20 protein-coding genes are annotated in these 25729 nt (G+C 37.2%); 13 read left to right on the top strand and 7 right to left on the bottom strand.

Features of this window, described 5'->3' with window-relative positions; all coding sequences use genetic code 11:
* Positions 1-68: 68 nt before the first annotated feature.
* A complete protein-coding gene (locus tag CZ490_RS06485) occupies positions 69-686 on the top strand; it encodes an SGNH/GDSL hydrolase family protein (protein WP_077618137.1) in 618 nt (205 codons plus the stop codon).
* A gap of 173 nt (positions 687-859) precedes the next feature.
* Here CZ490_RS06485 and CZ490_RS06480 read toward each other — a convergent pair whose 3' ends face one another.
* Together CZ490_RS06480 and CZ490_RS22805 are read right to left on the bottom strand one after the other, a co-directional pair.
* Positions 860-1414 carry a hypothetical protein gene (locus tag CZ490_RS06480; protein ID WP_077618136.1) on the bottom strand — a complete coding sequence of 185 codons (555 nt, stop codon included), beginning with the start codon at positions 1412-1414 and terminating at the stop codon, positions 860-862.
* 92 nt (positions 1415-1506) lie between these two features.
* Positions 1507-1632: a hypothetical protein gene (locus tag CZ490_RS22805; RefSeq protein ID WP_268762039.1), complete on the bottom strand. Its 126-nt coding sequence runs from the start codon at positions 1630-1632 to the stop codon at positions 1507-1509.
* Between the two features lie 234 nt (positions 1633-1866).
* Here CZ490_RS22805 and CZ490_RS06475 point away from each other — a divergent pair, with 234 nt between their 5' ends.
* On the top strand, positions 1867-2262 hold the full coding sequence (locus tag CZ490_RS06475; RefSeq protein WP_077618135.1) for an SET domain-containing protein: 396 nt from the start codon (positions 1867-1869) through the stop codon (positions 2260-2262).
* Between the two features lie 90 nt (positions 2263-2352).
* Here CZ490_RS06475 and CZ490_RS06470 read toward each other — a convergent pair whose 3' ends face one another.
* Complete coding sequence (locus CZ490_RS06470) at positions 2353-2925, bottom strand: TetR/AcrR family transcriptional regulator (protein WP_327078401.1); 573 nt, start codon at positions 2923-2925, stop codon at positions 2353-2355.
* A 202-nt stretch (positions 2926-3127) separates the two neighbouring features.
* Between CZ490_RS06470 and CZ490_RS06460 the strand changes: the two genes are divergently transcribed.
* From CZ490_RS06460 to CZ490_RS22480, 3 genes are all read left to right on the top strand, one after another.
* On the top strand, positions 3128-5128 hold the full coding sequence (locus CZ490_RS06460) for an efflux RND transporter permease subunit (RefSeq protein ID WP_077618133.1): 2001 nt from the start codon (positions 3128-3130) through the stop codon (positions 5126-5128).
* A gap of 2 nt (positions 5129-5130) precedes the next feature.
* Entirely contained in the window at positions 5131-6924 is a 1794-nt protein-coding gene (locus tag CZ490_RS06455) for a hypothetical protein (protein ID WP_077618132.1), read from the top strand.
* Positions 6925-7278: 354 nt separating this feature from the next.
* Entirely contained in the window at positions 7279-10695 is a 3417-nt protein-coding gene (locus tag CZ490_RS22480; protein ID WP_200801554.1) for a carbohydrate binding domain-containing protein, read from the top strand.
* Between the two features lie 144 nt (positions 10696-10839).
* Here CZ490_RS22480 and CZ490_RS06445 read toward each other — a convergent pair whose 3' ends face one another.
* The 3 genes from CZ490_RS06445 to CZ490_RS06435 form a co-directional block, all read right to left on the bottom strand.
* Positions 10840-12846 (bottom strand): NHL repeat-containing protein, encoded by a 2007-nt coding sequence (locus CZ490_RS06445; RefSeq protein WP_077618130.1) that lies wholly within the window; start codon positions 12844-12846, stop codon positions 10840-10842.
* A 33-nt stretch (positions 12847-12879) separates the two neighbouring features.
* Complete coding sequence (locus tag CZ490_RS06440; RefSeq protein ID WP_077618129.1) at positions 12880-14475, bottom strand: FAD-dependent oxidoreductase; 1596 nt, start codon at positions 14473-14475, stop codon at positions 12880-12882.
* A 231-nt stretch (positions 14476-14706) separates the two neighbouring features.
* Positions 14707-15366, bottom strand: coding sequence for a YesL family protein (locus tag CZ490_RS06435; protein WP_234987179.1), 660 nt, complete (start codon positions 15364-15366; stop codon positions 14707-14709).
* A 169-nt stretch (positions 15367-15535) separates the two neighbouring features.
* On the opposite strand from CZ490_RS06435, the gene CZ490_RS06430 reads away from it, so the two are divergent.
* The 5 genes from CZ490_RS06430 (at position 15536) to CZ490_RS06410 (ending at position 20963) form a co-directional block, all read left to right on the top strand.
* Positions 15536-16606 (top strand): GNAT family N-acetyltransferase, encoded by a 1071-nt coding sequence (locus CZ490_RS06430; RefSeq protein ID WP_077618128.1) that lies wholly within the window; start codon positions 15536-15538, stop codon positions 16604-16606.
* A 269-nt stretch (positions 16607-16875) separates the two neighbouring features.
* Complete coding sequence (locus tag CZ490_RS06425) at positions 16876-18138, top strand: sugar ABC transporter substrate-binding protein (RefSeq protein ID WP_077618127.1); 1263 nt, start codon at positions 16876-16878, stop codon at positions 18136-18138.
* 99 nt (positions 18139-18237) lie between these two features.
* Positions 18238-19194 (top strand): carbohydrate ABC transporter permease, encoded by a 957-nt coding sequence (locus CZ490_RS06420; protein WP_234987178.1) that lies wholly within the window; start codon positions 18238-18240, stop codon positions 19192-19194.
* 30 nt (positions 19195-19224) lie between these two features.
* Positions 19225-20031 (top strand): carbohydrate ABC transporter permease, encoded by an 807-nt coding sequence (locus CZ490_RS06415; RefSeq protein ID WP_077618126.1) that lies wholly within the window; start codon positions 19225-19227, stop codon positions 20029-20031.
* Between the two features lie 32 nt (positions 20032-20063).
* A complete protein-coding gene (locus CZ490_RS06410) occupies positions 20064-20963 on the top strand; it encodes a Gfo/Idh/MocA family protein (protein WP_077618125.1) in 900 nt (299 codons plus the stop codon).
* Between the two features lie 64 nt (positions 20964-21027).
* On the opposite strand, the gene CZ490_RS06405 is transcribed toward CZ490_RS06410, so the two are convergent.
* Positions 21028-22383 (bottom strand): helix-turn-helix domain-containing protein, encoded by a 1356-nt coding sequence (locus CZ490_RS06405; RefSeq protein WP_077618124.1) that lies wholly within the window; start codon positions 22381-22383, stop codon positions 21028-21030.
* A 224-nt stretch (positions 22384-22607) separates the two neighbouring features.
* On the opposite strand from CZ490_RS06405, the gene CZ490_RS06400 reads away from it, so the two are divergent.
* Genes CZ490_RS06400 through CZ490_RS06390 form a run of 3 tightly spaced genes read left to right on the top strand, consistent with a single transcriptional unit; the run spans position 22608 to position 25705 of the window.
* The gene (locus CZ490_RS06400; RefSeq protein ID WP_077618123.1) at positions 22608-23624 is read left to right on the top strand and encodes an NAD-dependent epimerase/dehydratase family protein; all 1017 of its coding nucleotides are present in this window, start codon (positions 22608-22610) and stop codon (positions 23622-23624) included.
* Complete coding sequence (locus CZ490_RS06395; RefSeq protein ID WP_077618122.1) at positions 23624-24679, top strand: dihydrodipicolinate synthase family protein; 1056 nt, start codon at positions 23624-23626, stop codon at positions 24677-24679. Before CZ490_RS06400 ends, CZ490_RS06395 begins: the two co-directional genes overlap by 1 nt.
* Before the next feature lie 21 nt (positions 24680-24700).
* Positions 24701-25705 (top strand): zinc-dependent alcohol dehydrogenase, encoded by a 1005-nt coding sequence (locus CZ490_RS06390; RefSeq protein ID WP_077618121.1) that lies wholly within the window; start codon positions 24701-24703, stop codon positions 25703-25705.
* The last annotated feature ends 24 nt before the right edge of the window (positions 25706-25729 follow it).

Here is a 25729-nt window from a genome sequence, read left to right as displayed (position 1 = left end):
GAACTCTGATAGATTGTAAGATGGAAATTATAGGAATACTGAAAATTCTATCTTATAGGGGGAAGTATATGAAACAACGAATTATTTTTATCGGTGACAGTATTACATATAGTGGCAAGAGTGAGACTGATCTCATTGGAACAGGATATGTACGCTTACTACATGATTATTTAAAGGTTACGTATCCAGAGCGTGATCTTGATATTCTCAACAAAGGGATAGGTGGGAATCGTGTAACAGATTTAGCGTTACGCTGGGACCATGATGTGATTGACTTAGCACCAGATTTGGTATCAGTTTCGATTGGAATCAATGATGTGTGGCGACAATTAGATGCTCCTGATATCGTTCAAGTCTATCCAGAGCAATTCGAAGACGTGTATAATTCAATCCTTTCAAGTATCAAAGATAAAACAAATGCATCCATTGTTTTAATGGAACCTACTGTTATAACTGAGGATATTCATGCTGAAGGGAACCTAAAACTAAAACCATACGTTGATATCGTCCATAAATTAGCTGAGAAATACCAGGCACTCATCGTCCCAACCCACCAAGCATTTCTTGCATTCTTGGAAAATGGTAAAGACTTCGCACTCACAACAGACGGGGTTCATATGAACTCAGCAGGTAATATGCTAATGGCCAAGACATGGATTGAAGCAACGAAGGAGTTATTTAAATAAAAATATCGTATTTACAAAGGAGTGGCGTATTGGCGCCAACTTGTGGCAATCCACTATAACGGGTTGCCGTATTTTTTTCTACAAATAGTAAAGCAAAATAAAAAGGCCCCATAGTCGTTGGAGGCGGAGCCTTGTATTAATCGTATTTTTTAATTTCTCAAATTTGAGAATACCTATTTTTTCTTTTTCTTCTTTTTCTCTAATTTCTCTTGCATTTCCTCGAATTGATATAGGAGATGATCCACATCCGATTGAAGAGTGTAAAGGGAATTTTGCATAGAATGAATAGAAGCTATTTTGTTTTCTAGATTTGATAATCGTACATTGAGTTCATTTAATAGGGTTTGTGTTCCTGTGTGTTGGGAGTCATCTTTTTTTTTATCTAATTGGTCTAATTTTTCAGAGATGTCCTGTAATGCTTCATTGATTTCTTTTTTGTTTGAATTCCCGGTGAATTGTTTGAGTAGCCCTCCAAGGCCATTTAATCCATTCACCCCATTTAAATTCAAACCTGATAGATTCTGTAGGTTACCAAGTTTTGATAATAAATCTTTCTCTTGAGGAGTGGAAACTTCCTCTAATTTCGCAGTTAGTTTACTTAACGTATCTTCACTAAACAAGTTATTTGCAACCTCCATTAAACCATCTAATTCCTTTGAGATATCCTTGTTTTTTTCTTCATTATTATCATTCATATTATTTGTTACCTGTTCGTTATTTTCAGTCATTATTTTCACCCCACTTATGATTCAATTGATATAAGAGAGTCCCTCAGATAGAATACTATCCAAGGAACTTCTTGGTTTCAGTCCATTCTTCGTTAGATTGTTTGTAAGATATCATCAATAGCTTCTCTAACGATATTGCGCTGAGCCGGAGAACCAAATAATACAGCTACAACCAGTGCTACGAACAAGATTAAAGCGATAAGCAATGCAGTTAACATCTGTTCGACCTCCTTTCAAAATAACTTTGTAGGAGACGTCTCAATCTTACTATATGTAGCAGGTGATGAAATGAATGGTACAAAAGCTTGTTTTCTATTAAATTGGGGCAGAAATCTAGTGAATTTTCCGCTAATAACACTCTTTGTAATAGGGAATATATAAGAATGTTTTTATTTTATGGAATTAATGGTATGGTTAAAGAGAAAATCTAAAGAACTAGGTAGGGCGACAACATGATCGAAATAAAAACATCTTCACTAAGTAATGGAGAATTCAATCGAGGGGTATTTGCAACTGAGGATATTAAAAAAGGGCAATTAATCCATGAAGCTCCTGTCATTGCATATCCTAATGACCAGCACCATCATATTGAGAAAACCTTACTCGCTGACTATGCATTTGAGTATGGAATCAACCATACGGCAATTCTTCTTGGATATGGCATGTTATTCAACCATGCTTATGAACCGAACGCTTTTTACGAAATTAACTTCGACAATCACACATTTGAATTCTATGCCTACACAGACATAAAAGCAGGGGATGAAATTCTTATTAATTACAATGGTGATGTTGATGACAAAGAAAAGCTTTGGTTTGACCAAGACCAAGAGCAGGAAAGTGAATAATCGTATGTAGAGACAGGACCCATGAAGTGGTCCTGTTTTTTTATGTAAAGAGTGACCGAATCATCCAGCCACTTTTATTAAACCCTCTATTCACTTCACGGCAGCTAATCCCTTATTGATGATGTTATTGACGAGCTCTGCCAATTCTCTTGGTGGCTTATCCATTCCATTTTTCAACCACCTTTTTATGACATAAATGCTTCCGCTTATAATAAAGGTACTAAAATACTCTGAAACATTCTCATCGAGAGAGCCACCGGCCCAATTTTTCATAAGGTATCGATGCACGATATCCATTACCTTTTGTTGAAAGGCGGTGTCTACATTTTCGTTCAATAATGTATGGCATACGTCTTTGTTTGTGACGATGTATTCCAGCAATTTTTCAGTCATTTGTAAGGTTTCGTCTTCTTTGTCAAAATTATATTGATTGAGGTATTTAATCATATCCTGTATGATTTCTTCTTCTACTTTATCCAGAAGATCAAATTGGTCGGAGTAATGGGCATAGAATGTGGAGCGATTGATATCAGCTTCCTCACAAATCTCCTTTACCGTTATAGCGGAAATCGATTTCACCTTAAGCAGGGAAATAATGCTCTCCTTGAGTACCATGCGTGTATATTGTTTTCGTCTGTCCATTTTGGAAGTATTCAAATGCACATCCTCCTTTTCGAAAAGATATCCAACATATTAGTTGGTTGTGTTGGAGAACCTACTCATTTTACTAAACTGTTTGTTGATTGGCCAACACCGTGTCGATATAATATTATAGTGGAATTGTCGCTTATGCAAGAGAGGGTGAATCAAAATAGAAATTGCAGCACGAATAATAAAACATAAAAAATCTGTCGTTATTACGTTCATGGTTCTCACCATTGTCGCAACGATCGTTCAGTTTGGAGTTGCCGTTAACTATGATATGGTTGACTATTTGCCTGAGGATGCTCCCTCGGTAAAAGCAATGGAGATTATGGAAGAAGAATTTGATGGGGCTGTTCCTAATACGAGAGTCATGATTCATGATGTAACGATACAGGAAGCACTTGATTTTAAAAAGAAGCTTTCTGGAATTGATGGTGTTTCCGATGTAACTTGGTTAGATGATGCTATCGATATTAAGACACCTATCGAAGTGGCTGATCAAGAAACTGTCGAGTCTTATTATAAAGAAAATGATGCGCTCTTTTCTTTAACGGTTCGTAAAGGAGACGAAGTTGCGGTCACTGATGCGATATATGAAGTCATTGGTGAAGATCATGCAATGGCGGGAGAGGCACTTGATACTGCAACCTCTCAAAAAATGGCCGGCCAAGAATCACTATATGCAGGTTTGTTGTTGGTACCGATTATTATCATCATCTTAATCTTATCGACAAACTCATGGATTGAGCCAGTCTTTTTCTTAACTGCAATTGGAGTATCCGTACTTATTAACCTTGGTACAAATATTTTTCTAGGAGAAGTATCGTTTGTTACCCAATCGGTTGCACCGATTTTACAGCTTGCGGTTTCACTCGACTACGCGATCTTTTTGCTTCATAGTTTTACAGACTACCGAAAAACTGTAGCTGATCCAAAGGAAGCGATGCAGCTCGCGATGAAAAAGTCGTTCCCAGCCATTACAGCTAGTGCGTCAACTACCTTTTTCGGGTTTATGGCTTTGTCACTAATGAATTTCGAAATCGGTTCAGACCTAGGAATCAACCTTGTTAAGGGAATTTTACTTAGCTTCATTAGTGTTATGGTGTTTTTACCAGCACTTACCCTTTTATTTTATAAGTGGATTGATAAAACACAGCACAGACCGATAATTCCGAACTTCAAGAGAGTCGGCAGTCTTGTTGTGAAAACGAGATTCCCAGTTTTACTTCTTGTACTTTTAATCATTGTACCTGCATTTTTGGCGCAGAGTGAGACAAATTTTATTTATGGACTGGGTGATCAACCTGAATCGATGAGGGCAGGTAGTGACAAACTGGAAATCCAGGAACAGTTTGGTGCTTATACGCCAATGGTTTTACTTGTACCGAATGGGGATATTGCAAAGGAAGAAGCGATTGTCCAGGACATTGAAAAAATTGATCAGGTGTCAAGTGTACTTGCCTATGTAAACACGGTCAGTAGCGCGATACCACCAGAATATCTGGACGAATCGATTACAAAACAATTTTATTCTGAAGATTATAGTCGAATTATTATTAATACTACAACCAAAAACGAAGGTGACGAGGCATTTCATTTAATTGAAAAAATCCAACAAACCGCTAAGGACTATTATGGTGAAGAGGCACTTACTCTAGGGGAGAGCGTGACATTATACGATATTAAAAATACCGTCCAAAAGGATAATGCATTGGTCAATCTATTAACGGTGCTGACCATTGCGCTTGTCCTAATTGTCACATTCAAATCCATTTCGTATCCAATTGTACTGCTGCTAACGATCCAGACAGCAGTTTGGATTAATCTCTCGGTTCCATATTTTACGGATTCGTCGTTAGTGTATGTTGGTTATTTAATTATCTCTACGGTACAGCTTGCGGCAACAGTCGATTATGCGATTCTATTGACTGAGGATTACACAGGTAATCGCAAACAAATGTCAGCTCTTAAAGCAATCAAGAAAACGCTCAATGAGAAAATTTTCTCAATTGGTGTATCGGCAGCAATTTTATCAAGTGTCGGTTTTATCTTAGCCTTTACCTCTTCAAATCCGATTGTGTCGTCAATTGGGCTTTTATTAGGAAGAGGGGCATTGCTTGCGTTTATCATGGTGGTATTCTTCCTACCTGCAATGCTATTGGTCTTTGATAAACTAATCGAAAAAACAACATGGAAAGCAAATTATTATAAGGAGAAATGAGGATGAAGAGACTACAAAAGGTTCTACTGCTCTTACTTGCAAGCACTCTAATATTGCCGTCATTTCTTGCTAATGCGGCTACAAATGAGGGGAAAATCTCATCAAAAGATGAGGTCGTCTATGCGACATTGAATGCTGCAGGGACACAACAAGAAATTTATGTGGTTAACACATTGGATATTGAACAAGCAGGTAAAATTACGGACTATGGTTCATACTCAACGTTGAAAAATTTAACGGACTTATCTGAGATAGGTACGAAAGACAATCAAGTTGAGATTGAAGCACCTGAAGGGAAATTTTATTATCAAGGGTCACTCAAAGACAAGGCATTACCTTGGGATATTTCTGTTACGTATTTGTTAGACGGCCAAAAAATAAACCCGTTGGAGCTTGCTGGAAAAGACGGGAATGTACAAATAAAGATTACTACTTCTGCAAATACAGACATCAATCCAGTGTTCTTTACAAACTACTTATTACAGGTTTCATTGACACTAGATCCAGCCATTTACAGCAATATTGATGCTGGAAAAGGGATGCTTGCTAACGCTGGCAAGAACAAACAAGTGACGTATACCGTCATGCCTGAAACTGAGGAGGAACTTGTACTCAAGGCGGATGTAGTCGGTTTTGAGCTTGACGGAATTAACATTACGGCTGTACCATCCTCCATGTCAATTGAAGCACCAGACATAGATGATATGACTGGTGATATGGCTTCTTTAACAGATGCAATTTCTCAGTTACACAACGGGGTAGGTGAGTTAAAGAGTGGCGTATCTGAGCTAAATAATGGTGTTCATGATCTTAGTAAAGGATCTGCTCAATTTAACAAAGGAATGTCTGATATTAGTGTGGCGTCTTCTGATATTGTGAATGGATCTAAAACCATTGATGAAGTTCTTGCCCAGATTAGTCATTCACTAGGTGAAGGTTCTGAGGACATGAATCTAGGTGGTTTTGAAGAGTTAGTCAATGGATTAAAGCAAATCTCAACTGAACTAAGAGAAACTGCGACAGGATTAGGTACATTGAAAACCAACTATGCCACTTCCTTTGGGGCATTAAAACAAGCAATTGCTGCTATTCCTGGAGCAGGGCTCACCCAGGATGAAATTTCAGACTTAGAAGCTAGCGATGCAAATCAAGAAGTCGTAAAAAAATTACTCGATAATTATTCAGCTGCACAAACGGTAAAAGGAACCTATTCAAAAGTTGAACCAATGTTTACAGCTATCGACACTGCACTTAGTGATCTCAGCAACGGACTAACCAAAGTAGCAGAGAATCTAGATACAATGGCAACTGAAGTTTCTACTCAACTAGAAACCTCAGATGCTGCAAGCTCTTTTACCCAATTACAAAAGGGTCTAGCAGAATTATCCACCAACTACAAAACATTCCACTCTGGATTGGTTGACTATACAGGTGGAGTTGTCCAATTATCTGAGTCTTATCGTGACATGCATAATGGGATTGTAAAATTGTCTAACGGTACAAGTGAACTAGATAATGGTGTTAGTGAACTTCATGATGGTACAGGTGAATTATATGAATCCACTAAGGATTTACCAGAGCAAATGAAAGAAGAAGTAGACAAAATGATTTCAGAATTTGATAAGTCCGATTTTGAAGCAATCTCGTTTGCCTCTGACCAAAATGAACATGTAAATCTTGTGCAATTTGTGATTAAGACCGAAAGTATTCAAATAGAAGAGCCAGAAACAGCAGAAAAAACCGAAAGTAAGGAAGACAAAGGATTTTTTGCAAAGCTACTCGATTTGTTTAAGTAAGTGGAAAAGCCGTAATAGTGGGAAAGAATACTTGTCCCAAATTAGTAAAGAGAGGTTGCATTCGTGCAGCCTTTTTTCTATGGATAGACAGAATCAAAGTATTAATTCGTGGAAAGTATTTAATCTTTTTAAAATTTATCTTCGTTCTACTGTTTATTTAAAGTCCTATTTATGACAGAGTATCGGAAGAAAGACCTATATGTATGATGTATTTACTTAAGTAGAATCATAATAAGGAAGTTTATAAGTATGGAATTTTTTGATCCTCTTCAAAAATTCTGTAAACGCTTCCTCGAAAAGGAAGGGGGGTTCGTAAACATTTTACTTTTACATAATTTAAGGGAGGTTTGTTGTTTGAAATCTAGAAATTCGAAAAAAACGATCATGCTTACATTTTGTTTTACTCTACTATTTGGTCTAGTCGCTCCTTTTACAACTTTTAAATCACTACCTGTTTCAGCTGATACGGTACTTGTCGATGTACCTAACGGTAGTTTTGAAGAGTTTGATAATCCTAGGTGGAGCCTTGTTACCAATAACCCATCGACAAGTATGGGTATTAGTGATGAAAAAGCTCGTACAGGAAATAGAAGTTTACATTTGAAAGATGAAAATAGTAATAGTTCAGGTGGGAATTTGCAGGTAACAAGTGAAAAAATAGCTGTTAGCACAGGTATCTCATATGTGGCGAAAGCGTATGTGTATGTTGTTAGCCAATCTCATTCGATAGGATATGAGATTCATTTTTATAACGGTGATGGACAAAAAGTTGGCAATGCTACTTTTATTAATTTTAATGCTGCTATGTTGGGTAAGGATAAATGGACCGAAATTCAAGTTCCTTTTGAGCTTCCAGAGGGAGCAACACAAGTCGAACTTCGCTTCAACTCCGGCCACCCGTCAATTACAGAAGCATATTTTGATGATGTAATAATCGAAGGAACTGCCATTGAAGAGCCTCCGGTTGATGATATCCAAACAGAAGTAAAGAATCCTAGCTTTGAAGAAGCGGTCACAGATGGGATTATCCCTGGTTGGTCATCTGAATTTGATGGACCAGGTATCTCAGTAAGTACAGATCGAGCGCTTACTGGAGGACATAGTCTTCACTTACATGATACAACTGATAAGGCGGGTGTAAGTGCTATTAGTGATAAAATTGCAGTTGAAGCGGGTGCTTCATATTTATTGACAGTGCATTCAAATGTTGTCAGTCAGACTCATAATGTGGTAACCGAAATTCGCTATTTTGATGCTGACGATAATAGTATTACACAACATAGAGAACTAAATGGGAACCTACCAAAAAATGATTGGACTGACCTAAAAGTATTCAGTGTTGTACCTGAGAATGCAGCCTATGCAAGATTAGCATTCTATTCAGGTGGTATTAGCTTTACAGAGGTCTATTTTGACGATGTAACATTTGAAAAGGTAACAGATGATTCCCAATTTGATCGTGAATATGCAGATCCTATCAATCTAGGAGAGATGGTTCATGTTCAATTAGGACAAGCAGGTGCAATCCAAGAAAACAGTCTAGGTGAAAATGAAGTATATTATCATTCAAATGGTGCTCCTGGAACCTTCTCTGTCTTGGATGCTGAAACGGGAGAGTTAAAGTTTTCTAAGGTGATTGCAAATACAGAGGCTGTCTGGGCAATTACGATTGGTTCAGATAAGAATGTGTATTTTGCTAGTACATCTGACGGCAAATTATACCGATATGTTCCAGAGTTAAAAGAGGTTCAAGAACTCGGAACAAATCCATCGGATGCCTGGGTGTGGGATTTAGAAGCAACAGAAGATGGAAAAATCTATGGTGCAACATATCCTAGTGGTAGTGTATTTGAATATGATATCAACACTGGTGCATTTAAGGATTTTGGTAAAGTATCAGACCAAGAATATGCACGAGGTCTAGCGGTTAATGGTGATTTTATATATGTTGGAATGGGAACAACGAAGTATCTGTATAAAATTAACCGACATACAGGTGAAAAAGAAGAGCTGCTAATCGAAGGACATTCAGGAGAAAGTGGATTTATTCAAGATATCTGGATGGTAAATGGTAAGCTTCTTGTTGCGGTTTCGACAATCAATATGATTGTTGTTAATCCAGAGACAATGGAAATCGAAGGATCCTTTGCTTTTAGTAATATGATTTCTGAACCAGACCCAACCAATCCAAACTTCATTTACTATAAAAATGGTACTCAATTTTACAAATATGACCTTAGTACAAATGAGGAAACATTACTTGACGTTCCACTATTACCAGATACGCCACGCGTGAAGGATATGTCGTGGATTACGTTATCGACTGGTGAAACTGTATTGACAATGGTGACGCAATATGGTGAGTATATGCTATACAATCCAGAAACAAATGAAATGAACTTTATCTTGTTAGACCTTGCTGCAACAGCTGTAGCAATCCAGTCACTGGAGACTGGTCCAGATGGCAAGCTATACATGGGCGGCTATCAGCGTGGTATGAGTGTTTATAATCCGGTCACGAATGAAATCGAAGTCAATATTTCATCCTTTGCTCAACCAGAGGGGATTGGCTTCTTGAATGATAAAGTGTATTTTGGCACATATGTTGGTGCGATTATGTACAGTTATGACCCAACCCAGCCTGTAGATTTAAATAGCAATCCACAGCTTGAATATGATATCCAAGATGAACAAGATCGTCCTTTCGCGATTACGTCAGGGGATAACAAATTATTTGTTGGAACAATCCCTGATTATGGCGTCCTAGGTGGTGCTCTAGCCATTTATGATGAGAATTCAGGCGAATGGTTCCAACAACGAAATGTTGTTCAAGACCAAAGTATAATTAGTTTAGCTTATCATGATGGAAAAGTTTTCGGTGGTACTTCGGTATGGGGTGGTTTAGGAGTCGACCCGAAAGCGACGGAAGCTAAAATTTTCGTATGGGATGTTGAAAAAGGTGAAAAGATTGCGGAATTCACACCGGAGATTCCGGGAATTGACGTTACACCACGCATGATTGGTGATTTATCAATCGGGCCAGATGGTTACTTATGGGGTGCTGTTGAAGGAACTATTTTTAAAATGAATCCAGAAACCTATGAAGTTGTTGACAGTAGAATGATTCGACCAAGTTTATACAACAGCAGTAAATGGTTCCCATATCGTCTTCAATGGGGTCCAGATGGCATGCTCTATACAACGTTATCTCGTAGTCTAGTTGCCATTGACCCAGAAACACTTAATTACAAGGTGCTTGTAGAAGATTTCATGAACAGTATGACAGTAGGGGTAGATGGTAGCATCTATTATGCACATGAAAGTATGCTATATAAAATTCCAGTTGCTGAAACGGATGCAACCTTAAAATCCATTTCAATTGATGGAAAAACTCTTGTTGAATTCCAGCCTGGGGACTTGCACTATACAGTACATGCTAACCAGACAGAAAATATTGTGGTGGAAACTACTCAAGCTGGTGCAACTTTTGAAATCACACATTCAACCAACGTAACAGAAATTACTGTCACCGGAACAGATGGAAAATCAACATTGGTGTATACAATAAATTGGGTGGATGAGCCTACTAACCCAGATGAACCTGGGAAACCAGGTAAGCCTGGAAAGCCTGACAAACCGGGTAAACCAGATAAACCCGGAAAACCAGATAAGCCGGGTAAACCTGACAAACCTGGAAAACCAGATAAGCCGGGTAAACCTGACAAACCTGGGAAACCAGGTAAACCAAACAAACCTAGTATTCAAGACTAGATATTAAAAGTATGTTTTAAAGTTGACAAAAAGGTCTTCTGTATGAAAAAGAAGACCTTATTGCTTGACTTTATTAATAGCCATACGCTTGTTCGCAATTGCTGTTGCTATTTATTGGGTTAAGACGAAATCCCTCTAGATGCACTATTGTTTGTTTACAGGTAGCTTATAAAGATTATGATCGGAGGAATAATATATATTTCCTTCCTTATCTACATCCATTAAATCAACAATGCCTGTAACCAATTGCTTACTTTTCATTGTTTCTGGATCAATAACAGTTAATCTTCGAGCAGCAGTTGTGTATAAATATCCATTGTTATCCCATCGAATAAAGAAAGGTCTCCATTTGCTTCCGCGGTCAATGCCTTTGTATAATTGTGTAGTTTTCACGATTTTCCGATTATCTGGATTCATGGCGAAAATCACAGAGTAACAGGAATCCACCTTATCAAATCCCCATGCAACTCCCCAGATGTTTCCATCGGGGCCAACAGATAACTCACCAATCATTTCTGGCTTTTCAAATTCATCTACTCCAAGGGCGAAAGCTTCATGGTTGCCCGTTATTACATCATATTCAAACATTTTTGCCTTTGGTTCAGTTGGGTCTATACCTAGACCACCAGCAATCGTTGAACCACCAAATACTTTTCCGTTATGATAGGCTAATCCAATGATACTTTGATTTTCTACGATATTTCGTATTGTATTCCATTTATTCGTAGTAGCATCAAAGACAGTAAGTGCTCCACCTAATTCACCATAATCAGAAATGGTTCCAATAAAGAGCTTGTTTTCACCTGAAGTAAATGTGAAAGGTCTGCTTTGAGCATCCTCAATTTCTTGCACCAACTCAGGATTTTCGCCGCTTTTACCACCCGAGAAGTTATACGGTTGGTTAGGATTATATTTATAGATTCTAGCTCCTCCATATGTCCCTAGATAAACTTCTCCATTCAGAAAACCTATCCCTTCAATTTGGTGTGGGTCACGTTCCTGAAGGACGTACTGATCAATAGTTGTATCAAAGATCCCAAAGGAACCTTGATAGCCACCCATATAAATTTTTTGATCTTCACCAATTTCTAAACTTTGCATTAAAAGTCCTTGCATTTCTACTTCGGGATAATTAACTTTTACAGTATTTGTAGAAGGGTCATAAATCGAAAATTCGATTTTATGATGTAAAATGGCTAACACGTCTTTGCCGCTGTCATCCTTAATCCAACGCATTGCTTTTGATGGAGAAGGAGGGAGTTGAACTGTCGGTTCTACTTTCGTAGTTGTATGTGTTGTCATATCATAGGTCCATAGTTGCTGAGTATTTCTATTAATGTAATAAAGTATATTTTCATCATAAGGGGAGGGTGGTGATATAAGCCCATCAAAGTTGTGCTCATCATGCAAATTCATTGTATTCATTTCTTCGCCTGTTGTTTTGTTAATTGTGAGCAGTGAAGTTCCATAGGCAACAAAGATATGATTACCGTATTCCCAAATATTCGAAATTGAGATGGATTCACCAGTGATTGGTAATTGAATTTCTGTTCTATTCCCTGTTGCAAGGTCCATCTTCATTAAATAAGCTGACGTACCTATTCCAACATATAAACTATCTTCTGTAATCCCAAGTCCCCGTGCATATTGTTGTCCCTCGTAAAATGTGCCTAAATCTTTAAATTGCGCTGTTTCAATATCGTATTCAAATACTTTTGAACGTGGATAGGTTGCTCCGTAGATTTTGCCATCGTGTGATGACTTTAGCTGCCAAACCCAATTATCTGACGGATTTTCCCCAAGATTTTCAATACGTTTTTCGTTCACTACATATCTATATAAAATTCCATTATAGGTACCTGAAAAATAGACATTACCATCTGTACCTATAATCATTGCCCAAACAACATCACTTCCAGGTAAATCTTCGGAAAATAGTTTTTCACCTGTTATAGCATCAGCAGCATAAAACGTCGATGGTAAACCATTTGTTGCATAGTAGAGTTCACCATCTCCAATCGCAACTCCTTGAGATTTAGCATCTAATGCAGCAGGACCATAATTAATAGCACTGCCGTATACATTCGGAAATTGTAAGCTATTTGATTCTTTCTTTGATAACTTATCATCTTCATAGAATTTTTCTTTCAAACTATGTACCTCCTGCATTCGAATTTATTCTCTTTATTTATTCCCAAATGTTTCTTTCATTCGTAACACGGGGTCATCTTCAATGGAATCGTCCCATTCGAGTACTTGACCGTAAGAGAGTAATTCTTCTTTTAGCTGCTCATAAGATACGGCTTGTACGGTTGTTTTATTCCTAAGTGCTAAAGCAGCGGCAGCTCCAGCTGATTGGCCAACTATCATGAATACAGGCTCCATTCGTATTGAACCATAAGCAATATGTGAACTTGATAAACAAACAGGGACGAGTAAATTGGTGCATTCTTCAGCTTTGGGACGGATGGAACGATAAGAGATTGGATACGGCGAAATTGGTATTTCAACATCACCTTCATTGTAGACACGACCATCAATAATCAATCGTCTAACATGATGGGAATCCATTTGATAGGATGCTAAACCAATTGAGTCTTCCACTTTACGATCTCCTAAACAATTGTGATCTGTCATCACATAATCAGCTATCATTCTTCTCGCTTCTCGAATATAGAGTTGATGTGGCCAATGTCCAGTTTCTTTAAATTCATCTCGAGCTAATCCCCATTGAGATACCTCGTCCCGAATCGTATTTGGAACGTGTTCATCATTGGCTAAAAAGTAGAGTAAGCCAAGATTATATGTAAAATGGTCTTGGAAAATACGTTCACGAGTCTCGTAATCACCATCAGCCCATTCATAATTCATCCCAATATTATCCGTAGAGAATCCTCCATAGTTATTTAAGTCCGTTTTTCCGTTGGGTAATAATGTATGTAGATTCATCACATCCCAGACTCCCGCATGAATGTATCGTAGTAACAATGCATAGCGATCGCGGTTATAGAAGGGAGGCTTCGGAAATGGTACACGATTATCCTTATTTTTGGTTAGACAAATACGAAAATTATAGGCTTGAATTCGCTTGTCACCTTGTCCTTGATAACCCAAAGTTTCATTAGATGTTTCAGTGATACCGGGTAATACCCCACTTGAAGGGTCACCTTCAACTACATACGGATCAATCCATTTTTCAAATTGATGATGAGGATGACCAAATTGCACACCATTATATGTCTCTTTATAGGTCGAATTTGATTCTCGTCCCACAGTATAGGTAACACCGGCTTTTGCCATGACGTCACCTTCGTAGCTTGAATCGATAAAAAAAGCACCTCTATAAATCGTGCCATCTTCCATTTGTAATTCTTTAATACTTTTATTCTCTGTTTTTACGTCTACAACGTGTTGATTAAAGACAATTTCTATTTTATATTCGTTTAGCATCTTTTCAAATACATAGGAAGCAGCCTTAGGTTCGAAAGTCCATTGTTCTTCCTTATTGTAATAGTTTCCTAGTTCCTGAAAAAATTGTCTAGATAACCCACCAATTGCTTCTTTTGCACCAACATCTGAGGCTCCCAATCCACTTGCTGTAATCCCACCAATATGTCTACCAAATTCAGCAATAATGACTGAAAGACCCATTCGCTTTGCCTGTATGGCTGCGGTTATTCCAGCAGGAGTTGCTCCATACACGATTAAATCTCTTGTAAAAACCTTTGGTTCATTTGCTTTGGGAGTAGGCGAATAATAATAAAGTTTACTGAAGTCCATTTTGTGATCCTCCTTAGGTGATACACTAATAATCCATTAAACTTATATAAAGTGTAAAAGAATAGTAGGAATAATCAAGACTTTTAACGGTCTTTAATTAGTAGGGAGAAAATTGATGAAGAAAGTTAAGAGTGCTAGGGTCAGGAGGTGTTAGAGGTAAATAGAGGAGGAGGCACTGGAATAGCTAATAACAAAAGAAGTCCTTCAAATCGGTTGAAGGACAAATCTAATTTAGAAGACCATGCTCTTTTTTTTGTTTTTAATTTTTACAATGGATCTATTGCTACAGTATGTAATAGCTACAGCAAGTACACTTCCAGTAAACAACGGGATGATCCCAGGGATTAAGTTGATGATAATCCCAAGAAGCATACAAGCTGTTAACATGAGTATGGTCTCCAACAAAGAGCTAGCCCCAATTAAAAATGATTGTTTTATATATTGAAAGAACTTCATCTCAAATTGCGTGTAGACAGGGAAGAAATAGAGTAACGCTACCAAATAACAAATTGCTAAAAATAGGAGAACAGGAAACAGCAATTTTAGCTTGTCCACATTCTGATAAACAAACAGAAAATCATAGACAAGTACATAACCAATTAGGATAAAAAACAGTCCAAATTTATTAAGTGAGATAAACTCTTTTCGAAAGGTTTTCCAAAAGGAATGAAAGATACGATCGACTGGTTCGTCACGGAGCCATTTTTGTACAATCACAAACATTGCACCAGTCGCCGGAAATAGTCCAAATACTCCTAAACCTGCGATCGTAAAGCCAATCCACAGTAAATTCACATATGCCACTTTCAACATCCATATTGCATAGCTATTAAACTTTTCCCAACCACTCAATAGATACACCTCGATACGTTTTTTAAAATTGTAATGCATAATTAAAGACACTTAATAGACTTGTCACTTTATAAAATTCGAATAAAATAGAAAGTAAGTTCAGAAAGTTTAATTGTATTATAACACGATTCAAAGTGTTAGCGATTACATTTTTCACAGTACGAAATATGAAGTTTATAAAAAGAAAAAAGAAGTTGAGGTGAAACGAATGGTCGAATACAGACTACTAGAAGAAAATGACCTTAAACAGGCAATTGAATTAGCAGATAAAGTTTTTCGTAAAGAAGGTCATGTATCCATGGGGATTGCCTTTCCACAGGTTTTCTCGTCAGCACTCCATCAATCATACGGTGCATTTGTAGATGGAAAATTAGTTTCTTTTATTGGGTTAGTTCCCTCTGTACTACATATTGAAGATGCTGAGGTTCAAGCTTATTCCATTGGTGCGGTTTGTACGGATCCGGCTTACCGAAAGAAAGGGTTCGCTAACAGACTTTTACAAATGATTTTTGATCATGCTAACAAGTCTGGTGCATCCGTCCTCTTTGTTTCTGGTGATTTACCACTTTACTTGAAACAAGGATGTACATTTTATGGGAAGATGAATCAATATACAATTCATCAAGGTGAGTTGAAACCTGAAAAGACTTATACGGTTCGCGAACTACAACCTACCGACTTGTTTACTATGAGAAAACTTAGTCGTGGTCGCTCAATCCGTTATGAACAAAGCATATATGAAATCGCACAACTTAATGCATCTGCCGGATTTGCGAGTATTTTTAAAATGAAGCACAAAGTTCTCCTAGCAGAAGAAAATAATAAAGTGAAAGCATTTTTAGTCTTCGCGGTACCTTATCATGAACAAGAAAACGTCGACTCACGAATTATTGAATGGGGAGGAGACCCCGAAGCCATTCAAAGTTTGATCGCAGAAGCATTTACTTATGGGATACAAACGTTATTATTCAATTTACCAAACTATGAAAAAGACATGGTCCAAAAGCTTGGTATCGTTCTTGAGAAGAAAGAACAACTGTTTCCGGGTACCATGAAAATTATGAATCTCGATTTATTATTGCAACAACTTACACCATATTTTAATGAGAAGCTACAGATTTCGAAGGTAGACGAACACACGAGAAAGATTATATATAAGAATGAGTCCGTACTTATCAGTAATGCTGAACTGGAAGAACTAATCGTAAAAGGAAATAATACAGGGAATTCTATTTTTCCAATTCCGTTTCCGTTTCCACAGGGTTTGAACTATGTGTAATCACTACTCTTCATTTTGTATAGGTACTAAATTAAATACCATATATTATTAAAGACACTTTATAGACTTGTCACAATAATACAGAGGAACTAGAATAAGAGAAGTAAAGTGTTAGAAATTGCAGAAAATTTTTTAACAACAAATGTATAGGCTTTCAATTATTAGTATTTTCAGTTAAATAATAAAAGGGGGGATGGATAAAAAGAATATGAGGTTATTTGTTAGTCTGTAAGATTTTATTTTTGAACTTAATAGGGGGTAATTCGTAGATGAAAAAGAAACGTTTTTCGTTCATGGCACTTTTGCTTTCAGGTAGCTTACTTTTATCTGCTTGTAGTAATGACTCAAGCACAGATCCTAAGAAAGAAGATGGAAAAGTTGATGGTGAAATCACTGTGTGGGTACATCCTTATACAGGTGATGCTAAGAAAGAAGAGGAAATGTGGAAAGAAATCACTGCAAATTACAATGAAGAGTTTCCAGATGTAGAGGTAAATATCGAAACAATTCCGTGGGCGAATCGTGACCAAAAAGTTCTAACTGCTTTAGCGGCTAACAACGGACCGGATGTATTCTATGCAATTCCTGACCAAATGCCACAATATGCAGATGTAGGCATGCTACTAGAATTAGATCCATACTTAAAAGATGGTGATCTTGATGGATTCGTAGAGTCCTCATTAGTTTCTACAACTTGGAAGGATAAAAAATACGGACTACCAATTCTTCAAGAAGCTTATACGTTTTTCTATAATTTAGATGTAGTGAAAGAAATCGGAGAAGATCCAGCAAACCTTCCCACAACTTGGGAAGAATTCGATGCATGGGCAGCAAAAGCGAAAGAAAAAGACTTCTATGCATTATCATATCTAGGTGGCGGTTCCATGAACGGAACAATCTATCCTTGGATTTGGCAAGCTGGTGGTGATGTTGTTACAGAAGACAACAAAGTATTAATTAATAGCCCAGAGAGTGTAAAAGCGTTTGAATACGTGAATAACATGTATCAAAAGGGATATATCCCTGAAGATTCAATTACCTCAACTACCCAAGATGAAATCTGGTTTGGTGGAAAAATGTTGGCAGTTCTTGGATCTGGAATTAGTGTTACACAACTAGAAAAAGAGGGTACATTTGATTTTGCGATTGGAGCACCTTTAACTGGTGAAAAACAGCTAACATACGGAACAACAGGTATGTTCGTGGTCCCATCTAATAGTGATAACCCAGAAGCAGCAGCAGAATTTGTAAAAGCTGTTACGAATGCAGAAAACCAACGTATCTTTAATACAGTAACTCAGTATATCCCTACTCAAGAAGAGGCGAAAGACATTTTTGATTCGAACAAATATATGAGCCAACTTGCAACATATACTCAATTTGCATTACCAGGTGTTATTCATCCAAAAGGTCGTGCAATCATGCCATTTATTCAAGCTGAAATACAAACAATGATGGCAGGAGATAAAACTCCTCAAGAAGCAGCAGATGCAGCAGCTGAAGCAATTGAAGCTGAGTTAGCAAAGCCGTAAACGAATAGCTTCTTATATTAAGAGAGTTTTATTCCTTCGTGAATAAGACTCTCTGTTTATTAAAGTTTTTATTTATTACTTACGAAATAAGGTGATAGCTTGGAAAAGGTCGTAGAAACTCATAACAAAGTACCCCTAAACACTGTCAAAAAGGTCAAGCCTCCTTTAAAAAATAGGATTAAAGCTGAGTTAAGAAGAAATGCTATTGTTTATATTGTACTTACTCCAGTTCTGATTCATTTTTTAATATTTCAAGTCATTCCATTTATTTATAGTTTCATATTAACGTTTCTCAATTTCCGAATCATCGGTACATCTGAGTTTGTTGGATTACGAAACTGGAAGCAATTATTTCAAGATGATATTGCTATAAAATCAATTTGGAACACTGTATTATTTTCCTTCTATTATATTCTTCCTACAATGGCACTTGGTTTGATTTTAGCGCTTGTCATAAAATCAGGAATTCGTTTTACGAAAATTTTTAAAGGAATCTTTTTCCTACCAGTTGTTACATCGTTTGTTGTTGTAGCAGGAATCTGGGAATGGCTGTTTTCAGGAACGGAATCAGGTTTTATCAACTATTTATTAAGCTTTGTTGGTATAGACTCACAATTATTCTTATCTGATGCTTCCCAAGCACTTATTGTATTGGCTGGGTTGAGTATTTTCAAAGTATCAGGTAGTACGATGATTTATTATTTTGCAGGACTACAGTCCATCCCAAAAGACATGTACGAAGCGGCGAAAATCGATGGTGCTTCACCTTTAAAATCATTTTGGTTGATTACATTCCCATTATTAAAACCAATCCATTTCTATGTGTTAATCATTACGACAATTGGTTCGTTTCAAATTTTTGACTCGGCATTCTTATTAACAAATGGAGGACCAAACTTCTCGACAAGTACTATTGTGTTTTATCTTTATCAAATCGGATTTACGAATTTGAATTTCAGCTATGCAGCTGTTTTATCCTACGTATTATTCGCGATAATTTTACTGATATCGCTTATTCAAAGAAAATATTTTGGTAAAGATCAAGGGATCTATTAAAGCTCGAGAGTTGAAGGGAGATGAACATACTTGCTTACTAAACTACTAAAATACATTGTCACGATTTTCTTAGGATTTTGCTTTCTCCTTCCATTTTTAATTATGGTATTAAGTTCTTTTAAAGAAACAACTTTTGCGGCAATGGATCCATTATTTTGGATTCCAAGTGATCCGTCTATCAATAACTTCACGTATCTATTCCGGAATGACAACTTCTTACGATGGATTATGAACTCTATTATCGTAACTGTTATTCCTGTTTTTTCACAAATGTTTTTTGCTGGATTATTAGGTTATATTTTTGCTAGAAAACAATTCGTTGGAAGGGAATTTGTTTTCTGGACATTCATGGCCGTTATCATGATACCGTCACAATTATTAATCATACCGAAATTTATCATGTTCTCAAAGTTCGGTTGGATTAATGAATATCAAGCATTGATTGTTCCAGAACTATGGGCCATTATGGGTGTGTTTTTAGTACGTCAATTTATGCAGGGTATTCCTATGGAATTAGATGAGGCAGCAAGGATGGACGGAGCCAATGATTTTCATGTGTTCCGAAAAATTTATATGCCTTTGGCGTTTCCGTCCATTGCTACAGTTGGAACGTTCGCATTCGTAAGTAACTGGAACGATTTATTCCAACCCCTTATTTATATGACAAATGAAAAAATGTATCCAATCACAGTTGGATTAGCCTCAACCTTAAGTAAAGAAGGGAACTTTGGAATTGAAATGGCAGGGTCAACGATTTCATTTATCCCAACGTTTCTTATCTTCTTGTTCTTCCAGAAGTATTTTACAGAAGGTATCCAACTATCGGGACTTAAATAATCGAATAAAAATTTTTATTGAGGAGCTAAGATATGAGGGATTTGAAGATTGGAATAATCGGCTTAGATACATCCCATGCATCTGCTTTTACAAAATTGTTAAACGATCCGACCAACCCTTTTTATATAAAAGGGGGAGAGGTAACTGTAGCATATCCGGTCGGATCATCTGATTTTGAGTTAAGTTATTCTCGGATAGGGGGGATAACGAAAGAAGTACAACAATATGGTGTTCAACTAGTTCATACGATTGATGAAGTAGCAGAGCAAAGTGACGCGATTCTCTTAGAGTCTGTAGACGGACGTGTTCATCTTGAACAAGTTAGTAAACTCGTGGAGTATCGAAAACCTATATTTGTCGACAAACCATTTGCGCTTTCTTCTTCAGAGGCAATTCAAATGGTAAACCTATCTGAAAAATACGGTACTCCAATTATGAGCTCCTCTGCTTTACGTTTTGCAGAAGAAGTAAAACAAGCTCTTTCAATTCACGATAAAGGAGCAATCATTGGAGTAGACTGCTTTGGACCGATGGAGATGGTCAACACGCAACCAGGCTATTTTTGGTATGGGATACATACGATTGAGATGCTTTTTACTATTTTAGGTAAAGGGGCGCAACATGTTACTTCAATATCCACTAATGATTCTGACTTAATTGTTTCACAATGGCAGGATGGCAGAATCGGTACGGCAAGAGGGAATAGGAGAGGGAATGGTGAATTTGGAGCGACTATTCATTTTGAAAAAGGGAATCACCTTGTCTCGATTTCGAATCACACAAAACCGTTCTATGCTAGTTTATTAGAAGAAATTATGCTTTTCTTTGAGGGCGGAAGTTCTGGTGTTCCACTACATGAAACAGTAGAAATTATCCAATTTATCGAAGCAGCTAATAAAAGTAGGGATACAGGGGAACGGGTCTATGTATAAGGTTTCGAATCTAAAGTATAAGCGGGTAAATTTCGTTTACCCGCCATTTTATTCTTGATATTGATTATTCGTTTTCATCTATGATGAAGCTTAGTCTATATATTCGCCTTGGTCTTCCTTTGTAGGTGATTTTTTCTTCGCCGACAATATCTACTAAATTAGCATCCATCCATTTTAAAAGTATTCGATGGGCACTTCTTGTTGTAATGTTTAAAGTATCTGCTAACTCTTGGGCTGTATAATCAAATTTCTTATGGCGTGCTACTCTTGCCATAAGCTTTGTCATATAGGCAGCAGACATTCCTGCCTTTTCTGCCTTATGGAGAAGTTCAGCATCTGTTATCGATAAATCATATTTTTCATATTGAGTATCAGTTATCATATCCACTGGCCCGATTACACTCTGGTCTTCACGAACGATGTAGCAAACATTGCCTCCTAATTCCTTTGATTGGCGGAGTGCAAGTCTTGCGTGGTTTCCAGCTTCTGCAGCTGAGAGACCAAAACCAACACCGATACTAATGGATACACCTAGCTCGGTTTTAACTGAATTTAATAAAGGAATGAATTTATAACCGCGTGTTTCTCTTTCGAATATGCCACGTGTGGTGATAAATGAAAATTCTTCTCCTCCTGAATTAATCAAATGACCATCAAGGAGCTTTGTGTAATTTAACATTATTTGTTGGAATTTAAGTTTAAATAATTGTACTTCATGTTCTGTTGTGTATTTTTCTGTAGCTTTATCAAACTTGTCAATATCAATGATCCCAAAAACAATTTGAGATTCTTTATGTTTACGAGCTTCCGTTGCGAGTAATGCACGTTCAAGAGAAACAATTAGATCTTGATAGGTGGGTGTAACCCATTCAAAAGGTATAGACAATTCCGAAAGCCTTCGTGCAATTTCCTGAACACCGGTTATAGCGAAAGAGCCTAGCTTATTATAGTTGTCTTGGTGAAACTGGACAATATCCTCGAAACAATCAGGCTGACTATAATTAGGGTATGATGTACATTCATAGTTCGATTCGTCTAATTCATAAAGGATCCGGCGAATATATTTTTCTTCAACCGTATCAATAGAGAAATGTTTACTATCGTATTGATTTTTAATAAGGAATAAAGACCGATAAAGCCCAGTTCCCATTATGGGGACATAGTGAGCTGGAATCGAAAAATTGATAAGTTGTTTAGCTTTTAAATATGTCGGAAATTCCATAAACAAAAGAACTTCCACTTTACTGATCAAGGTAGTCATAACCTCTATATCAATAGAAGAAGGGGTCGTATGTAGAAAAACTGGCTGAAAATTCGGGAATGCTTCAAGCGCTTTCATTATTTCTTTTTCAAGTGCTTCAGGACTAACAATACCAATAATAATTTCGGTATCCTGTTCTGATAATTGACTAGTTTTCATTATTTCATCTCCAGTTTAAAGACATATTAAAGAAATGTCTTTAAATAATCTTACTACTAGAGTAAAAGCAATTTTTAGAAATGTCAATAAATTTTACGTGATTATTAAAAGACCATTAAGTGACTTGTCTTTTAAAAATGTCATCGATAAAATAAAGGTAATTCAGAATTATCAAATGTTTTATGTTGTAGAAACAACTATACTACGGTACTAGGAGGATTCAGATGGAAACGATTGCAGAATTAGAGGATTTTATGTCAACACCTAGCACAGAATTAATAAAGGATCTCCAAAAGCTTGATGGAGATATTATGATTTTAGGTGTAAGTGGCAAGATGGGACCTACTTTAGCGAAATTAGCGAAGAGGGCTGTTGATCAGTCGGGTCAAACTAAAAAAGTAATTGGTGTTGCAAGATTCTCAGATGAGAGTTTAATAGATGAATTAGAAGCATGTGGAATTGATACAATCAAAGCGGACTTTTTAAATGAAAATGACCTTCAAAACCTTCCAAATGTGAAGAACATTATCTTTATGGCTGGTACAAAATTTGGAACCGTCGGAAATGAACATCGTACATGGGCTATGAACGCTTATTTACCAGGTCGCATCGCAGAAAAGTTTAAAGACTCACGAATTGTATCTTTTTCAACCGGAAATGTATATCCACTGACTTCTGTATTAAGTAATGGCTGTACTGAGGATGTACCACCTAATCCAATTGGTGAGTATGCACAATCCTGCTTAGGTAGAGAACGAGTACTTACTTATTTTTCTCATAAAAATCAAACACCAATCGTTCATTTTCGATTAAATTATGCGATTGACCTCCGCTATGGAGTTTTACTCGAGATTGCGAAATCTGTACACAAAGGAAATCCAATTGATTTAACGATGGGGAATGTCAATGTAATCTGGCAGGGGGATGCAAACGAATATGCAATTCGTTCCTTGTTACATACTAATTATCCACCGAAAATCATCAATGTTACAGGACCTGAAACATTGTCAGTTAGATGGCTCGCAAAAGAGTTTGGAAAGCGAATGGACAAAGAACCTGTGTTTGTGAACAGCGAAGACCCGACTGCGTTATTAAATAATGCTTCGCATGCTCATAAACTGTTTGGCTATCCAAAAGTAACGGTTCAACAAATGATTGATATGATTGCTCATTGGGTTGTGAGTGATGGACAGACAATCAATAAACCAACACATTTCCAAGAAAGAGAAGGTGCATTTTAATGCTAAAAGAGGCTGTTAAGAGAAAACTTCATGAAGGAACAGTCATACCAGCCCATCCTTTAGCGTTAACTGAAAACAGACAGCTTGATGAAGCTGGTCAACGAGCACTTACTCGTTACTATATTGATGCTGGTGTAGGTGGGATTGCAGTAGGAGTTCATACCACTCAATTTGAAATTCGTGATCCTGAGTTTAACCTATATGAACAAGTGTTATCCATCGCCATTGAGGAAACAAAGCGCGCCAATGTTCCAGATGATTTTATTAAAGTCGCTGGCATTTGTGGACCTACTGAACAGGCCATTAAGGAAGCAACATTTAGTAAAAAGGTAGGCTATGATTTAGGACTACTGAGTATGGGTGGTTTGAATCACTTATCTGAAGATGAATTATTAGAGCGCACTGAAAAAGTTGCTGAAATTATACCGGTCTTCGGTTTCTATTTACAGCCAGCAGTTGGGGGACGGATTTTTACATATGAGTTTTGGGAACGATTTGCTTCGATTCCAAATGTTCATGCGATAAAGACTGCTCCTTTTGATCGTTATTGTTCGATTGACGTTGTTCGTGCCGTTTGCCATTCACCTCGTAATGAGGAAATCGCTCTTTACACAGGGAATGACGATAACATCATTAATGATTTAGTAACAACCTTTGAATTTACGGTCGGTGATCAGAAAGTTGAAAAGCAAATTGTTGGTGGTTTACTTGGACATTGGTCTGTTTGGACAAAGACGGTTGTAGATACATTTAAGGAAATAAAAATGGTGAGAGGTCAGAAATCGATTCCAAATGGGCTATTAACACTTGGACAACAAATAACTGATGCAAATGCAGCAATATTCGATTCTCGTAACGGTTTTAAAGGAAGTATAGCTGGAATTAATGAAATTTTAGCAAGACAAGGATTGTTACAAGGAAATTGGTGTTTAGTTGATCGCGAAGTGCTTAGTTCGGGCCAGTCAGATGAATTAGATCGGATTTATGCGAGCTATCCACATCTACATGATGATGAGTTTGTAAAAGCAAATTTATCAAAGTGGTTTGCGAAATAATCGACGGAAGAAGGATTTCAAATGAAAAGATTAGTTGCGCACAACAAGAAAGTTGAAATCATTGAAGATGAAATGCCAAGCCTAGAGGGAAGAGCATCATATGTTCTCGTCAAAACATTATATTCAGTTATTTCACCTGGAACAGAACTTTCCATGCTGTCACAGAGTGAGAATAAGCAATTTCATCTAGGTTACAGTGCAATGGGTGAAGTGATTGAGGTCTCTACTGATATCACTGATGTCGAAAAAGGTGATTTGGTTGCTTGTTATGGTGCACCATACGTACATCATGATGAATATTTGCGAGTACCAAAAACACTTTTTGCTAAGGTTCCAGAATCCGTTGCTCCAAAAGAGGCTGCTCTTGGTGGACTAGGGGCAATAGCGATTCACGCCCTTCGCATAGCTAACCTTCAATTTGGTGAAACCGTGGTTATTGTCGGCCTTGGAGTTCTCGGACAATTAATTACAAAAATTGCCAATGCTGCTTCCTATAATGTGATTGCATTTGACCTTCACGAAGGTCGAGTAAATATGATGAAGGAAGACAACATTAAATCATTTGCCACTGTTGAAGCCATGGAAGAGGCAATTAGGATTGAAACAAAATCTCGTGGTGCCGATGCTGTTCTTTTGTGTGTAGGAGGAAAACGATCTCCGCTTACTCATGAATGCTTGAACTGGATTCGCAACAAGGGAAAAGCGGTCATTGTGGGTGATATTGAACCTGATTTTCCTAGAAATCTCATGTTTGGGAAAGAGGCACAGCTTCTTATTTCTCGAGCCGGTGGGCCTGGTAGATATGACAGTGTCTATGAAAAAGAAGCCATTGATTACCCTTATGAATATGTACGATGGACAGAAGGCAGGAATCTAGAAGAATATATTCGTCTTGTTAAGGAAAAGCGAATTGACGTTTCTCCCTTTTTAACAGACGTTGTAGAATTCGAGGATGCTCCACAGGAATTTGAAAAATTACTAAATAAGGAATCTACAACACTTACAAAATTAATTTCTTTTATATAGAAGAAAGTTAGGTAACAAACGGAA

Source organism: Litchfieldia sinesaloumensis (assembly GCF_900156865.1).
Classification (GTDB): Bacteria; Bacillota; Bacilli; order Bacillales; family Bacillaceae_L; genus Ferdinandcohnia; species Ferdinandcohnia sinesaloumensis.
This window is presented reverse-complemented; position numbering and strand designations above follow the sequence as displayed.

What these genes read in the sequence shown, in the direction of transcription:
- CZ490_RS06410 (WP_077618125.1), top strand. Translation starts at nt 20,064, where the DNA reads ATGAGGGATTTGAAGATTGGAATAATCGGCTTAGATACATCCCATGCA.
- CZ490_RS06460 (WP_077618133.1), top strand. Translation starts at nt 3,128, where the DNA reads ATGGTTCTCACCATTGTCGCAACGATCGTTCAGTTTGGAGTTGCCGTT.
- CZ490_RS06430 (WP_077618128.1), top strand. Translation starts at nt 15,536, where the DNA reads ATGGTCGAATACAGACTACTAGAAGAAAATGACCTTAAACAGGCAATT.
- CZ490_RS06390 (WP_077618121.1), top strand. Translation starts at nt 24,701, where the DNA reads ATGAAAAGATTAGTTGCGCACAACAAGAAAGTTGAAATCATTGAAGAT.
- CZ490_RS06395 (WP_077618122.1), top strand. Translation starts at nt 23,624, where the DNA reads ATGCTAAAAGAGGCTGTTAAGAGAAAACTTCATGAAGGAACAGTCATA.
- CZ490_RS06475 (WP_077618135.1), top strand. Translation starts at nt 1,867, where the DNA reads ATGATCGAAATAAAAACATCTTCACTAAGTAATGGAGAATTCAATCGA.
- CZ490_RS06435 (WP_234987179.1), bottom strand. Translation starts at nt 15,366, where the DNA reads ATGCATTACAATTTTAAAAAACGTATCGAGGTGTATCTATTGAGTGGT.
- CZ490_RS06425 (WP_077618127.1), top strand. Translation starts at nt 16,876, where the DNA reads ATGAAAAAGAAACGTTTTTCGTTCATGGCACTTTTGCTTTCAGGTAGC.
- CZ490_RS06405 (WP_077618124.1), bottom strand. Translation starts at nt 22,383, where the DNA reads ATGAAAACTAGTCAATTATCAGAACAGGATACCGAAATTATTATTGGT.
- CZ490_RS06485 (WP_077618137.1), top strand. Translation starts at nt 69, where the DNA reads ATGAAACAACGAATTATTTTTATCGGTGACAGTATTACATATAGTGGC.
- CZ490_RS06455 (WP_077618132.1), top strand. Translation starts at nt 5,131, where the DNA reads ATGAAGAGACTACAAAAGGTTCTACTGCTCTTACTTGCAAGCACTCTA.
- CZ490_RS06440 (WP_077618129.1), bottom strand. Translation starts at nt 14,475, where the DNA reads ATGGACTTCAGTAAACTTTATTATTATTCGCCTACTCCCAAAGCAAAT.
- CZ490_RS06400 (WP_077618123.1), top strand. Translation starts at nt 22,608, where the DNA reads ATGGAAACGATTGCAGAATTAGAGGATTTTATGTCAACACCTAGCACA.
- CZ490_RS06480 (WP_077618136.1), bottom strand. Translation starts at nt 1,414, where the DNA reads ATGACTGAAAATAACGAACAGGTAACAAATAATATGAATGATAATAAT.
- CZ490_RS22805 (WP_268762039.1), bottom strand. Translation starts at nt 1,632, where the DNA reads ATGTTAACTGCATTGCTTATCGCTTTAATCTTGTTCGTAGCACTGGTT.